The sequence below is a fragment of the Providencia burhodogranariea DSM 19968 genome, assembly GCF_000314855.2.
Taxonomy (GTDB): Bacteria; Pseudomonadota; Gammaproteobacteria; order Enterobacterales; family Enterobacteriaceae; genus Providencia; species Providencia burhodogranariea.
This window is the reverse complement of record NZ_KB233222.1, coordinates 1-13629: the sequence shown is the minus strand read 5'-3', so window position 1 is coordinate 13629 and position 13629 is coordinate 1. Positions and strand designations below refer to the sequence as shown.

Annotated in this window: 11 protein-coding genes and 1 pseudogene; 4 read left to right on the top strand and 8 right to left on the bottom strand. The window is 37.8% G+C overall.

Features of this window, described 5'->3' with window-relative positions; translation table 11 throughout:
* Positions 1-24: 24 nt before the first annotated feature.
* Genes OOA_RS00060 through cysJ form a run of 3 tightly spaced genes read right to left on the bottom strand, consistent with a single transcriptional unit; the run spans position 25 to position 4294 of the window.
* Positions 25-759 carry a phosphoadenylyl-sulfate reductase gene (locus OOA_RS00060; protein ID WP_008910064.1) on the bottom strand — a complete coding sequence of 245 codons (735 nt, stop codon included), beginning with the start codon at positions 757-759 and terminating at the stop codon, positions 25-27.
* A complete protein-coding gene (gene cysI / locus OOA_RS00055) occupies positions 756-2489 on the bottom strand; it encodes an assimilatory sulfite reductase (NADPH) hemoprotein subunit (protein WP_008910063.1) in 1734 nt (577 codons plus the stop codon). Before cysI ends, OOA_RS00060 begins: the two co-directional genes overlap by 4 nt.
* Positions 2489-4294 carry an NADPH-dependent assimilatory sulfite reductase flavoprotein subunit gene (gene cysJ / locus OOA_RS00050; protein WP_008910062.1) on the bottom strand — a complete coding sequence of 602 codons (1806 nt, stop codon included), beginning with the start codon at positions 4292-4294 and terminating at the stop codon, positions 2489-2491. Before cysJ ends, cysI begins: the two co-directional genes overlap by 1 nt.
* Before the next feature lie 237 nt (positions 4295-4531).
* Between cysJ and queD the strand changes: the two genes are divergently transcribed.
* On the top strand, positions 4532-4906 hold the full coding sequence (gene queD, locus OOA_RS00045; RefSeq protein WP_008910061.1) for a 6-carboxytetrahydropterin synthase QueD: 375 nt from the start codon (positions 4532-4534) through the stop codon (positions 4904-4906).
* 36 nt (positions 4907-4942) lie between these two features.
* Here queD and queE read toward each other — a convergent pair whose 3' ends face one another.
* Positions 4943-5614: a 7-carboxy-7-deazaguanine synthase QueE gene (gene queE, locus OOA_RS00040; protein ID WP_008910060.1), complete on the bottom strand. Its 672-nt coding sequence runs from the start codon at positions 5612-5614 to the stop codon at positions 4943-4945.
* Positions 5615-5906: 292 nt separating this feature from the next.
* Here queE and OOA_RS00035 point away from each other — a divergent pair, with 292 nt between their 5' ends.
* A complete protein-coding gene (locus tag OOA_RS00035) occupies positions 5907-7283 on the top strand; it encodes an amino acid permease (RefSeq protein WP_008910059.1) in 1377 nt (458 codons plus the stop codon).
* Positions 7284-7359: 76 nt separating this feature from the next.
* Here OOA_RS00035 and megL read toward each other — a convergent pair whose 3' ends face one another.
* Genes megL through OOA_RS00020 form a run of 3 tightly spaced genes read right to left on the bottom strand, consistent with a single transcriptional unit; the run spans position 7360 to position 10153 of the window.
* On the bottom strand, positions 7360-8544 hold the full coding sequence (gene megL / locus OOA_RS00030) for a methionine gamma-lyase (RefSeq protein WP_008910058.1): 1185 nt from the start codon (positions 8542-8544) through the stop codon (positions 7360-7362).
* A gap of 18 nt (positions 8545-8562) precedes the next feature.
* Positions 8563-8952, bottom strand: a complete 390-nt coding sequence (locus tag OOA_RS00025; protein ID WP_008910057.1) for a hypothetical protein — start codon at positions 8950-8952, stop codon at positions 8563-8565.
* Between the two features lie 13 nt (positions 8953-8965).
* Entirely contained in the window at positions 8966-10153 is a 1188-nt protein-coding gene (locus tag OOA_RS00020; protein ID WP_008910056.1) for an NAD(P)/FAD-dependent oxidoreductase, read from the bottom strand.
* Between the two features lie 429 nt (positions 10154-10582).
* Between OOA_RS00020 and glsA the strand changes: the two genes are divergently transcribed.
* Positions 10583-11518, top strand: a complete 936-nt coding sequence (glsA, locus tag OOA_RS00015) for a glutaminase A (protein ID WP_008910055.1) — start codon at positions 10583-10585, stop codon at positions 11516-11518.
* A gap of 121 nt (positions 11519-11639) precedes the next feature.
* Here glsA and OOA_RS00010 read toward each other — a convergent pair whose 3' ends face one another.
* A complete protein-coding gene (locus tag OOA_RS00010; RefSeq protein ID WP_008910054.1) occupies positions 11640-12431 on the bottom strand; it encodes an endonuclease/exonuclease/phosphatase family protein in 792 nt (263 codons plus the stop codon).
* A gap of 716 nt (positions 12432-13147) precedes the next feature.
* Here OOA_RS00010 and OOA_RS00005 point away from each other — a divergent pair.
* A pseudogene (locus tag OOA_RS00005) lies at positions 13148-13629 on the top strand (IS982 family transposase); the annotation flags it as partial.

Below are 13629 nucleotides of genomic sequence, written 5' to 3'. Positions count from 1 at the left end.
TATTCTTTAAAATTGGCGTCTTTTTTATCCTTCATGAAGGCCACATTCTCGTTTTAAACCAAAAAAACGCGTTTCTTCTTCGCTCATACCCAGTTCCCACTTACGAGTGGTATGGATATCGCCGACAGATAAGTAACCTTGATCCCACAATGGATGGTAAGGCAAGTCATATTTTGTAAGATACTCGTGTACTTGGCGATTATTCCAATCAATAACTGGTAATACCTTAAAAATACCTCTACCAATACTTAGCACAGGCAAAGTAGAGCGACTCGTAGATTGTTCTCTGCGTAAACCTGAAAACCAACTTTGTGCTGCGAGTTCATGTAAAGCACGATTCATTGGTTCGACTTTATTGAGTTGGTTATATTGCTCTATTCCGTCAATACCTTGCTCCCATAATTTCCCATGAATAGCTTCCTGCCATGCAGGGGACCGTGCTGAGCGATACACTTGTAAATTCAAGTTTAAACGCTCAGTCAATTGCTCAATAAAACGATAAGTCTCAGGAAATAAATAGCCAGTATCCGTTAGTATAACTGGAATATCAGGTCTAATTTGGGTTACCAAATGCAATGTCAGTGCAGCTTGAATCCCAAAACTGGATGACAAAACAAACTCACCGGGTAGATGTTCCAATGCCCATTCCACCCGTTTTATTGCCTTCAGTTGTTCTAACTGAGTATTAAATACAGATAAATATTCAGTCTGCTGTTGTTTATCTAATTTCAATACCTCACTCAGTTCAAGCTGGCTCATACCGCCTCCTTTACCTCATAGAAATCAATGGCAGAATTCAGTACGGGCTTAATCACGTCAGTACGAATTAAATAATCACCAAACCCTTCCTGAGCTTGACGATCTTTGGCCCAGTGACCAATCAAGGTATCTAAAATTGATAATATTTCAGCTGAACTAATATTTTCTCGGTACATGCGAGGAATACGCGTTCCAATACGATTTCCACCTAAATGTAAGTTATATCTATCAAGCGCCTTACCCACTAAGCCAACTTCCGCCAGCATTGCTCTACCACAACCATTTGGACACCCTGTAACACGCAAAACAATATGTTCATTGGCAACACCATGTGATGACATGATTTTTTCAACTTCACTGATAAATTCAGGCAAAAAACGCTCTGCTTCAGACATCGCAAGTGGGCAAGTAGGAAAAGAAACACATGCCATCGAATTTTCGCGTTGTGGGGTAATTTTATTACTCATTAAACCATGTGCACGGGCGATAGCCTCAATATGCTCTTTTTCCGATTCAGGAACTCCAGCAACAATCAGGTTTTGGTTCGCCGTTAAGCGAAAATCCCCCTGATGAATACGTGCTATCTCTGCAACACCCGTTTTTAATGGTTTATTTGGTAAATCAACCAAACGCCCATTTTCGACAAATAACGTCAAATGCCAGCGATCATCTATACCTTTTAACCAACCAATTTGATCACCACGATGAGTAAACTGGTAAGGATGAATGGCTTCAAAAGTAACTCCTGAACGACGTTCCACTTCTTGTTTAAAAACGTCTATCCCCACACGTTCAAGGGTATATTTTGTTTTTGCATTTTTACGTTCGGTTCTATTTCCCCAATCACGTTGTGTTGTAACAATCGCTTCGGCAATCGCTAAAGTATCTTTTAAAGGAATAAAACCAAATTCACTGGCTAACCGAGGAAACGTTGCGGTATCACCATGAGTCATGGCAAGGCCACCACCCACCAGCACATTAAAACCAATCAGCTCACCATCTTGCGCAATTGCAATAAAATTCATGTCATTTGCGTGGAGGTCAACATCATTTAGCGGAGGAATAACTACTGTAGTTTTAAATTTTCGAGGTAAATATGTTTGACCTAATATTGGCTCTTCATCTGTGGTAACGATTTTTTCTTTATCGAGCCAAATTTCAGCATAGGCACTAGTACGCGGCAAAAGGTGTTCAGATATTTTTTTCGCCCACTCGTAAGCTTGCTGATGCAACTCTGATTGAATTGGATTTGAGGTACAAAGCACATTACGATTTACGTCATTAGCGGTAGCCAAAGCATCGAGCCCTACATGACTCAGCATTTGATGAGCAGGTTTTACCTCACCCTTTAAGATGCCGTGAAATTGAAAGGTTTGTCGATTAGTAATACGAATACTACCGTATAGCGTGTGTTCTGATGCAAACTGATCAATATCCAACCATTGTTTGGGACTGATAATGCCTCCCGGTAATCGGCAACGCAGCATCATCGCATGACGAGGTTCTAGCTTTTGCTCTGCACGTTCAGCTCGAATATCACGGTCATCTTGTTGGTACATGCCGTGAAAGCGAATGAGTAAAAAATTATCGCCCTCAAAGCCGCCAGTAAGACCATTCTTCAAATCTTCTTTAATAGTGCCACGCAGATAATTACTATCGTGTTTCATCCGCTCACTATCTGCCAATTTACCTTCGACAACTAAAGGGCCGTTATTTTTTTTATCACTCATTAGTAGACATCCCTCTGATAACGGCGCTCTACGCGCAGTTCACTTAAAAATTCATCCGCCGATTCGCTATCCATGCTTCCGTATTGGCTGATGATATCTAGCAAAGCCTGTTCCACATCACGTGCCATATGGTTAGCATCACCACAGACATACATATGTGCTCCTTCCTCAATCCAGCGCCATATCTCCTCACCTTGCTCACGTAACTTATCTTGTACATAAACTTTTTTAGCCTGATCTCGGGACCATGCCAATGAAATATTGGTCAACAAGCCATCTTTAACATAGCGTTGCCACTCAACTTGATAGAGAAAATCTTCAACAAAATGTGGGTTACCAAAAAATAACCAATTCTTACCCGTTGCTTCGTCATTATCACGCTGTTGAAGGAAGGATCGAAACGGTGCAATGCCTGTTCCTGGTCCTATCATGATGATAGGTTTTGATCCATCACTAGGAAGACGGAAGTTATCATTATGTTCAATGAAAATACGCAGTTCATCGCCTTCCGATAAGCGATCAGCTAAAAACCCAGAGGCTCCTCCCGTACGAACTCTCCCATCAATGTCATAACGCACTACACCAACGGTTAAATGTACTTCGTCTTCAGTCTCAGCTTGAGAGGAGGCAATTGAATAGAGTCTTGGTGTTAGAGGGCGAAGTATGTCGATAAACTCTTGCGCGGTAGGCTGAGCAGCAGCCTGCCTAACCATGTCCACGATAGGCGTTATTTGTGCATAATGTATAATAGCTGGCTTATCGCTAATCAATCCCAATAAGCGATCATCTTTGGACAATTGAGCGTATTTTTCAGTAATAATATGGGTATTTTGCGTCAATTCTAGATGATGAATTAAAGCATCACGTAAAGTATAGAATTGTTCAGTAATTTGAACTTTTTCATCACCTTTAAGCCACAGTAAGCTAATCAACTCATCAACGAGTTCTGGCTCATTGTCGAACCACACACCTAACGCATCGCCCGGTTGATAACGTAAACCTGATTCACCTAAGTCAATTTCGATATGGCGAATATCTTTCTGTGAATTGCGCCCTGTGATTTTTTGGTTATTGAGTAAGGTTGCCGTGAGGGGAGCTGTTTTCGTATAAGGTGAGGAGTGAACTTCATTGACGCTTCCAGCTTGCGCTGTAACCAGTTGGCTAGTACTTTGGGTCGGTACTCTTGCTTTTAATAGCTGAGTTAACTTTTCAATCCATACTTGTGCAATAGATTGGTACTCCACATCTGCATCAACCCTCTCGAGCAGCGATTTAGCGCCTAACTCAGCTAATTGTTTATCAAAATCCTTTCCCGCTTGGCAAAATTTCTCATACGATGAATCACCCAACCCAAAAATAGCATAAGTTGTTTCACTCAGATTAGGAGCCTTTTTAGAATGTAGATACTTATATAAAGCAACAGCTTCTTCAGCAGGTTCACCTTCCCCTTGTGTCGATGCCACTACAACCAACGCCTTTTCTTGTGCTATTTGTTTGAATTTATAATCACCTGCATTAATTAAATTAACATTGAGTTTTTCGCTTATTAATCGCTCTCTAAGTTGTTCTGATAAACGACGAGCATTACCCGTTTGTGACGCGGAAATAATAGTGATGGTCTCATCCTGAGACACTGTTGTACTCACTTGCACATCAGAAGGTGAGTTTTGGTTTACAATTCCCCACAAATAGCCAGACAACCAAGCCAGTTGGTGAGACGAAAAATCATCAACTGCAGTCTGTAAACGTGAAAGTTGCTCCACTGATATTGGCAATGCCGATATTGGAGGCTGTTTTTTAGTCATTATCCTTTAACCCCAAAGTTTCTCATCTATACATACTATCCCGATAGTTTGTCAGGTTATAACACCCACACATAACGGGATAAGAAACTATTGCCATAACTAATAGCAAAAAAACCTAATGAGAAATGTTAATCAATCATATCCATAAAAATGGTTAGCAAAAACACGATAAAATAAGGTGCTTAGAGCACAAATTGCAGTAGAATACGCTGCATTTCGATTTAGTAGAGGTTGATTATGAGCACAATTAATAAAACAAGTATCTATAAAGATTTTCACTTTGAAGCCGCACACAAGCTTCCACACGTGCCTGAAGGTCATCAATGTGGTCGTCTTCATGGTCATTCTTTCATGGTCAGATTGGAACTCACTGGTGATGTCGATAAAAAAACCGGTTGGATTATTGATTTTAGCGATGTCAAAGAAGCTTTTAAGCCAATTTTAAATCAGCTTGACCACTATTATTTAAATGATATTGAAGGTCTCGAAAATCCAACAAGTGAAGTGCTGGCAAGCTGGATTTGGGATAAAACCAAACCCCTCCTGCCATTATTAAGTGCGGTAACAGTCAAAGAAACCTGCAATGCGGGTTGCATTTATCGCGGCGAATAAAATCACTTTTGATATGCCGTGATCACAGCGGCATCATCAAGCAATATTCAGATATTTATGTGTTTGGATTGAAAGACGCCAGTTGCGTGCAATGCAAGTATCAATACAAAGTTTAGTCGCCGATTGTTTCTGACTAATTGGCTGTAATGCGACTACTGGCTGTACTTTTTCGGTTCGTCTTGAAAGTAAATTATCTAGCTCTTCGATATCTCTTTCTCGTGCTACAGGATGCTTTATCTCATTCGCTCGATTGATTGATTCCGTTAAAACCTGAAGTCCCCCCTTCATGCCTACTTTTGGCGAAACAGTAACCCAAGTTTGGTTTGAACATTGGATAGGGTAAGTGCCACTCGTTTCAATTTGGCATTGAAATCCTTGCGCTTCCAATTCACTGGTGAGTGGCCCTAAATCATAAATACACGGCTCTCCTCCAGTAATCACAATATGTTTTGCCGTATAACCCTGCTTAGCCATAAGGTTAAGCAAATCATAGGTATTTGCCAGCGCCCATGTGTCTATATCCATATTTTTTAAGGCAATATCACCGAGTGTGGTTTCTTTATTCTCTTCTTTTTCCCAAGTATGTTTAGTGTCACACCAGCTACATCCAACAGGACAACCTTGTAGACGAATAAAAACAGCGGGAACTCCAGTGAATACACCTTCCCCTTGTAATGTTTGAAAAATTTCATTAATTGGGTATTTCATAACTCTCTCTAGCATTGTCAACTTAATGCGCATTATATACTTTAAATAATTCGAGCTACATCTAAGCGACTAGAGATGCTATTTCAATGAACATATAAAATATGTATTTGGGATAGCTGAGTGCACTTAATAACAATGTAGCTCATAGTACGATGTAGATATATTGCAGATATCTATCCCGCGAACACCACTCTTTATGGTAATGTAAACGGCTTGAATTCAACAAAGTACATCTAATTCAGAAAAAAATCGAAACTATATTCGGTAACATAAGACAGAGACAGGAAAAGACATGCAAAGTAGTAAAACAAATCAACTCAGAAAGGGGCTGAGTGTCAGGCACATTCGCTTTATGGCCTTGGGATCTGCTATTGGCACGGGTTTATTTTATGGCTCCGCTTCCGCAATACAAGCCGCCGGCCCCGCAGTTTTAATTGCTTATATGGTCGGTGGTGCAGCCGTTTTTATGGTTATGCGCGCTTTAGGTGAAATGGCAGTTCATCATCCCGTTCCCGGATCTTTTTCTCACTATGCTAGCCATTATATGGGGCCATTAGCTGGCTTCTTAACAGGCTGGAACTATGTTTTCGAAATGCTGGTTGTTTGCCTTGCCGATATTACTGCATTCGGGATGTACATGGGATTTTGGTTTCCTCATGTTGACCAATGGATATGGGTGCTTAGTATTGTTTTATTCATCGGTGCACTCAATTTATGTCATGTGAAAATTTTTGGTGAGATGGAATTCTGGCTATCTATTGTGAAAGTCAGTGCGATTATCGCCATGATTGTTGGTGGCGCATTCCTAATGTTTTATGGATTCGGTAAAGAAACTGAACATGCGGTAGGTATCCATAATCTGTGGGAACACGGTGGTTTTATGCCTAATGGCATTACAGGTGTCATTGCCTCTTTGGCTATTGTTATGTTTGCATTTGGCGGAATTGAAGTTATTGGTATTACCGCGAGCGAAGCACAAGATCCTGAAAAAACTATCCCTAAAGCAATTAATGCAGTACCCATCCGTATTTTACTATTCTATGGTTTAACGTTGTTTGTCTTAATGTGTATCTATCCATGGAACCAAATTGGGCAAAACGGTAGCCCATTCGTACAAATCTTCTCGAGTTTAAACATTGCTTCTGCAGCCAATATACTAAACCTCGTCGTCATCACTGCGGCAATTTCTGCTATCAACAGCGATATCTTTGGTGCTGGTCGTATGATGTATGGTATGGCTCAAGATAGGCAAGCACCTAAAGTATTCACCAAACTCACGCGCAATGGTGTGCCATGGGTTACTGTATTAGTTATGTCTATAGTGATGCTATTAGGTGTAGTGCTTAACTACCTTTTACCTGAGAAAATTTTCGTCATTATTGCTTCAATTGCTACCTTTGCAACTGTATGGGTTTGGCTAATGATCCTACTTTCACAAGTTGCTATGCGTCGTAAAATGAGCAAAGAAGAAGTCAAAAAACTGAAGTTTCCAGTTCCGTTTTGGCCTGTAGGGCCAGCGGTTACTATCGCATTTATGGTTTTCGTTATCGCGTTACTGGGCTTCTTTAAAGAAACTCAAGTAGCCTTGATGGTAGGGTGTGCTTGGGTAGTCATACTGACCGTTGCATTCTTTATCATGCGTGCATATCAAAAATCAAATAATAATTAAAACCGCACTTATATTAGCAATATAACGCTAATCCAATCAAAGCCCTCAGGTTATCAATGAGGGCTTTTTTAATAGCTTACCTAAGGGCCTGCTCAAGATCCGCAATTAAATCATTCACATCTTCTAGCCCAATAGATAACCTAAGTAATCCATCACTTATTCCATAATACTTACGTTCTTCTGATGTATATGTTGAGTGAGTCATACTTGCAGGATGCTGTGCTAATGACTCACAATCACCTAAACTCACTGCTCGTGAAAATAAATTTAGTCTATTGAGAAAAAGCTTACCCGACTCCATCCCCCCCTTTATCTCAAATGCAATCATTCCTCCGGGTAATTTCATCTGTTTTTTACTTAGCTCATACTGAGCAAAACTCGATAACCCAGGATAACTGACAAATGCGATTTTAGGGTGTAGCTCTAAATATTCGGCAATCGCTTGTGTATTTTTAGCAATACGCTCCATACGAATTGGTAATGTTTTCATTCCACGCATAATTAAACTTGCATCATGAGGTGATAAGCAAGCGCCTGTCATATCTTTTAAACCAACAAGTCTAATTTGTGTCGCTATCTCTTGTGTTGTAATGACAGCACCAGCGACGACATCACCATGTCCGCTCATATATTTCGTAAGCGAATGAATAACAATATCAGCCCCTATTGTTATGGGTTTTTGTAAATAAGGAGTGCAATAAGTATTATCGACAACCACCATAATATTATGCTGTTTAGCAATATCGCTGACGGCCTGTATATCGACTAGACGCATATCTGGGTTTGCTGGGGATTCAAAAAAAATCATTCGTGTATTTTTTCCTATTGATTGAGTAACATTTTCAGGAATACTCATGTCAATATGGCGAATTTTAACACCAAAACGCTCTAGCCCTTGATGAAAAAATGAATAAGTACAGCCATAAACTGTCATATCCACTAATAGTTCATCACCGGGGTTCATAAGAGACCAAAAAGTTGAAGTAATAGCCCCCATTCCAGACGAAAATACAACTGCACTTTCTCCTTCTTCTAGATCTGCAATCCTTTTTTCTAATAAATCTAATGTTGGATTATTAATTCTTGTATAAATATAACCTTCTTTTTCACCATAAAAATATGCAGCTCCCTCTTCAGCACTGCTAAAAGAGTAAGTTGATGTTTGATATAAAGGTGGAATCAATGAACCTTTATTACTACTCTGATCATAAAAACTGTGTATTATTCGAGTATCAAAAGCATTTTTTTTATCCGAGCTCATACCATCCTCCTAAAATTACTATTCATGAGATTGAGGTAATCTAGCGCCAACAATTTGCAATGTTCGTAATAAAAGATTAATTCCACGTAATGTATTTTGGTCTTTAAATAAACTATAAATTGAGCGGAAGTTATATACTTTATCTTCATTAATCGCTTCCATTCTAGCCATATTATATGCTGTTTCTAACTCCCAAACTGGCGTTAATATGTCTTCGAATAAATTAGAGACTTTCTCCACTGTACCCAAGTCAAGAATATCGATTAAATCGGAAACCAGAGAGAGTAAATCTACAATATTGTCCAAGCGATTCAATTGTAATAACGGTGCTATTTTATCAGCAAGGTGACTTATCGATTCGGAATTAAGCAATTCAATTAGTTTTGCTTGTGTATTTACATTTGACATAATTATCTACCTATTACACTAATCCTCGAATCGCTGCCCAATAAATGCCCCTATTAAAGCCATTTCTAAGAAGCCCCCCTATTTTAGTTGCAGGCGTTGGGATCACATCATGCTTATAGTCATACTGCAGCGGCATTCCAGCATTTAGTCCTATTTGAGCAATCGCTTGAACACGCCCATCGTAAATTGCCGCTGGGTATCCATATATTAATTCTCCACAAATGTTGTCAGCAATAATTGAAGCTTGATTGTGGCAACTTCCACCCGCCTTACTAATCGGTAAATCAACGGTATCGCCGATGACATAAACACCTTCAATCCCATAAACCTGCATCGTTTCATGATCTGTTGGTAACCAACCTTCTCCATTATTATGCTCACTTAATCCTGTATTAATAACAGCTTCAACTGCCGTAATTGGAGGTGTACTAATCAATATATCAAATGGTTGCTCATCCCCTTCTTTGGAGTATGCAATTTTTTTATCCGGGTCTACCTTACTTAAGGTAAAACCCCTTTGCGATTTTATATTTTTAAGATTAAATATTTCTGGAATAGCTTCACAAACAGGTTGTTGAAGAAAAAGACAATTTCGTAATAATTGAGAAACTGTCGGGTAGGTATAGACAATTTCGATATTATCTCTCACTCGACGTTTGCGTAAAAACTCATCTAACATCAATGTCGTTTCCATTGGAGCAATTCCACATTGGTGCGGAATATTAGGTGTTTCAGGAAAAGAAACTGTAATAAATATCCTTCCTTTTTCAATCTTTGCTAACTGATCAGCCAATTTTCTAGCCGGATCATATGAATAAAAATGATTTCCTATTTCTTTTAGACCTTCAATTCTATCTGGACGTGGAACGCAACCTGTTGCAATAACTAAATAATCATAATTTAACGATTTTCCGCTTCGTGATTTCAATATTTTATTATTAAAATAAAAAGTATCAATTTTATCAATGACCAATTCTATTTCAGGTCTCAATAATGAGCGTTCGTGACGAGTTAATTCTTCTTTAAAAAAGAGATTAAATGCAACGTACATAAAAGCTGGTTTATAATAATGAATAGGATTATCAGTAACTAATGTTATTTTTATTTTTTTAGAGAATATTTCCTTATTTAACTTTCTCGCAATTAAATTTGCTAACATCGTTCCACCAGTTCCACCACCAACAATAATAATATGCTTCATAGTTATCATTCCCATTATGGATATAGATTAGATCATTAGCATATGACTATATAATCATAGTGCAGTTATTTTAGATATTCCATTAACTCACACTAAATATCATTATCAATAACAAATAAAACGTTTTTATAATAAATAATTGAGAATATTAACAAGCATAACTTGTTAATTTATCTTCTAGATATCTCAATGTGATTATAATCATTGATATAAAAATAAATTATCAAAAAAAAAAATTCAAAATGACAAGTTGAAAACCAAATAGGTAATTTAAGCTTTAGTTAAATTAAAACATAAATATAACATTATTAATTTACTGAAATTTTCAGATGATTTTATTGGAAAATAACCTATTAATTATCTACTATAAATAGTGAAGAAAATAATTATTTATTTTTAATCCAATCAATTAAAGACTAGTGAGAATATATGATTGATTTAAAAAGAATTCAAGATGCCGTTGACAATGCATTCCAATCTTTTGGCCAAGAATCTGGAGGAGAGAATGCAAATTATATTCCTTTTTTAGCCAATATAGATAGCCAACTTTCAGCATTATCCGTTATAACGGTACAAGGTGATATCATTACCGCTGGTGACTCGCAATACCGCTTTGCAATAGAATCGATTTCAAAAGTATGTACTTTAGCATTAGCTTTAGAAGATCACGGACCTGATGCTATTAAGGAAAAAATCGGGGCTAGCCCAACAGGATTACCTTTTAACTCAGTGATGGCATTAGAACTACATGGTGATAAACCATTATCACCATTAGTTAATGCAGGCGCTATATCCACAGCAAGCATCATTAAAGCACAATCAATAGAAGAACGCTGGCAACGTATTCTTGCTATGCAACAAAAGTTAGGTTCTAAAGATATATTCCTTTCGGAAGAACTTAATCAATCGGAACAAACAACTAACTTCCATAATAGAGGCATTGCTTGGCTACTCTATTCCGCGGGCTATTTATATTGTGATACTGTTGAAGCTTATGACGTTTATACGCGACAGTGCTCAACACTTGTCACTTCTGTAGAATTGGCAACAATAGGAGCAACTATCGCTTCTGGTGGTATCAATCCTATAACGAAAGAACAGGTTTTAAAGAGTAATAACTGCCCTCGTTTACTGGCAGAAATGACAATGGAAGGTATGTATGATAGCTCAGGAGAGTGGGCTTATACTGTTGGGCTTCCAAGTAAGAGTGGAGTTGGTGGTGGTATTTTAACAATAATACCTGGAATTATGGCTATAGCTGCATTTTCCCCGCCATTAGATCCAATCGGAAATAGTGTTCGAGGACAAAAAATGATTACATCTGTTGCTAAAGCGTTAGGATACAATCTATATCAATGTAAATAATTATATTACTAACCCTATGGTCGGTTGATGGAGTCTACCTATCATAGGAATGAATTAATTTGAAAGTTAGCTCACGAGCAGAGCTTTAAAATGACTGATAAAATAGCTAAAGTGAGGAAGGTTAGATTATTAAATCAAACTGCGTAATAATTGGGTTATGATCTGATGCATCTGTATCCGTTACATAGCATTGTTTCACTTTCAATCCTCGATAAAACATATAGTCTAAAGGTCTACCAAAGGCTTTGGTTCTCTGATCATTCTCATAGCTAAGCTCTTTTAACCCAACACTTCTCACAAAACGTTTTAATGCATTCACCCTTTGACGACTCCACGCATTAAAATCCCCAGACAAAATAACCGGGCCAACGTGTTTAGCAATCTGATTACCGAGTTTACTCAGTTGCCTGATATAAACATCAACGCCGAAGCTAAAGTTTATTGCATGTACATTTGCGACCATCAAATGCTTTCCGTTTGGTAATGGATAAACAGTAATTAGTGCCGACTTAGCTAAGCGTAATAAAGGCTCTCTTTCACGTAATGGGCAGCAATAAATAGGATGTGCAGTTGCTAATGTCATAACACCAGCAGGATGCTGAGAAAATGGTAAAGCTGGAACCTGATCTGCGATCAGCTGATGAGAGGCTGCAAATGATACCAGCTCAGGTGACATTTGAGCTTCTTGTAAAAGAATGAGTTTTTTATCCTTAACTAGTTCACTTAAAGCTATTTTCCAATTAGGACGTTGCTGCTTATAAATATTCCATGTAACTACATCCAATGTTTCACCAGCAGCAAACAAAGGCAATCCAACAGGTAGTGATTCCCCTAGCATGTGTACTGGCATCGGATGAATACGCTGAGCTGGCTGACCTGCAATATATCTAACAGAATAGGTTCTTTTTGCCACGTTTCGGATCCCTACATTAATTGGAAATTAATAGCACTTAAGCAATTATATAGACTGTACCTAATCGAGTATATCAAACCTGTCATGTTATATCTTATGAAGTTGAATGAGATTTTACCCTACAATAGTCTCTTAACTAATCATTTATGAATAATTGAAAATATTTGACCTAAATGATCAATTACCTAATTCCTAAGATTTCTACAGTTTAGCATCTGGTTAATTATTAGTTCTTAGAGAATGTGAACATTACCTTTTAAATTTAATAAATTGTATTTTTCAGCCTAAATAATAAAAAACCGATAATTTATTCATTAGCATAAACAAAAAACACAAAAGGATATATTTACATTAATATCAACAACATAAGAAAGGTTAATGTTATTTGAAAATTATAATATTGATAAAATGAAGAAAATAATTGAGGTATAAGGCTTAGATAATATTCGAAAAATGATAAATATGACTATTCATAATCAAGAAAAGAATATAATTAACCTGAACTCGGGATAAGAAAAACAAAAAAAGAAGGGAACTAAAAGCAGGTTCTGTGATCAGTTCTTTCGAACAAGAAATAACTTTTCACTGAGGAACCCACTACGCGTAATCTAATTAATTTATTCTGTCATGTCGATGATTTTTGCAAATTATTCATGCCTTAATGGCAAAAATACTTGATTGAAAGCGGCGAGTGCCAGCGGTTACGCCAAACAAGAATGACAAGCAGTGAAATTATGACCATTATTATTGCATTCCATATGTCTCATCAGCGTGATTTTAAGCATTTTTATATTGGATTCATTACGGTATACCACAAAAAAGACTTTCCAACCTTATTGAGCTACACCCGTTTTCTTGAGGTTATGCCGAAGGTTTTAGTGCCATTAAGTTCCTTCTTTACTCATCTAAAAGGTCAAGCAACAGGCATCGAGTTTATTGATTCAATCCGTATTAAAGTGTGCCGCAACCTACGGATCCCAAGACATCGAGTTTTAAAAACTCAGCGGCCAAAGGAAAAGGGACGATGGCATGGTTCTACGGCTTTAAGCTTCATTTAATTGTTAACCATCTTGGTGAGATTGTCGCCACGAAGCTCACGCCAGCAAATGTTGATGATAGAACGCCAGCCAAGGCGCTCTCCAAAGGGCTTTTGGATAAGCTTTATGCAGATAAAGGTTACATCAGCAAAGCATTAATT

Coding starts and splice junctions, on each gene's coding strand:
- OOA_RS00060 (WP_008910064.1), bottom strand. CDS start 759: ATGAGCCAGCTTGAACTGAGTGAGGTATTGAAATTAGATAAACAACAG.
- cysI (WP_008910063.1), bottom strand. CDS start 2,489: ATGAGTGATAAAAAAAATAACGGCCCTTTAGTTGTCGAAGGTAAATTG.
- cysJ (WP_008910062.1), bottom strand. CDS start 4,294: ATGACTAAAAAACAGCCTCCAATATCGGCATTGCCAATATCAGTGGAG.
- queD (WP_008910061.1), top strand. CDS start 4,532: ATGAGCACAATTAATAAAACAAGTATCTATAAAGATTTTCACTTTGAA.
- queE (WP_008910060.1), bottom strand. CDS start 5,614: ATGAAATACCCAATTAATGAAATTTTTCAAACATTACAAGGGGAAGGT.
- OOA_RS00035 (WP_008910059.1), top strand. CDS start 5,907: ATGCAAAGTAGTAAAACAAATCAACTCAGAAAGGGGCTGAGTGTCAGG.
- megL (WP_008910058.1), bottom strand. CDS start 8,544: ATGAGCTCGGATAAAAAAAATGCTTTTGATACTCGAATAATACACAGT.
- OOA_RS00025 (WP_008910057.1), bottom strand. CDS start 8,952: ATGTCAAATGTAAATACACAAGCAAAACTAATTGAATTGCTTAATTCC.
- OOA_RS00020 (WP_008910056.1), bottom strand. CDS start 10,153: ATGAAGCATATTATTATTGTTGGTGGTGGAACTGGTGGAACGATGTTA.
- glsA (WP_008910055.1), top strand. CDS start 10,583: ATGATTGATTTAAAAAGAATTCAAGATGCCGTTGACAATGCATTCCAA.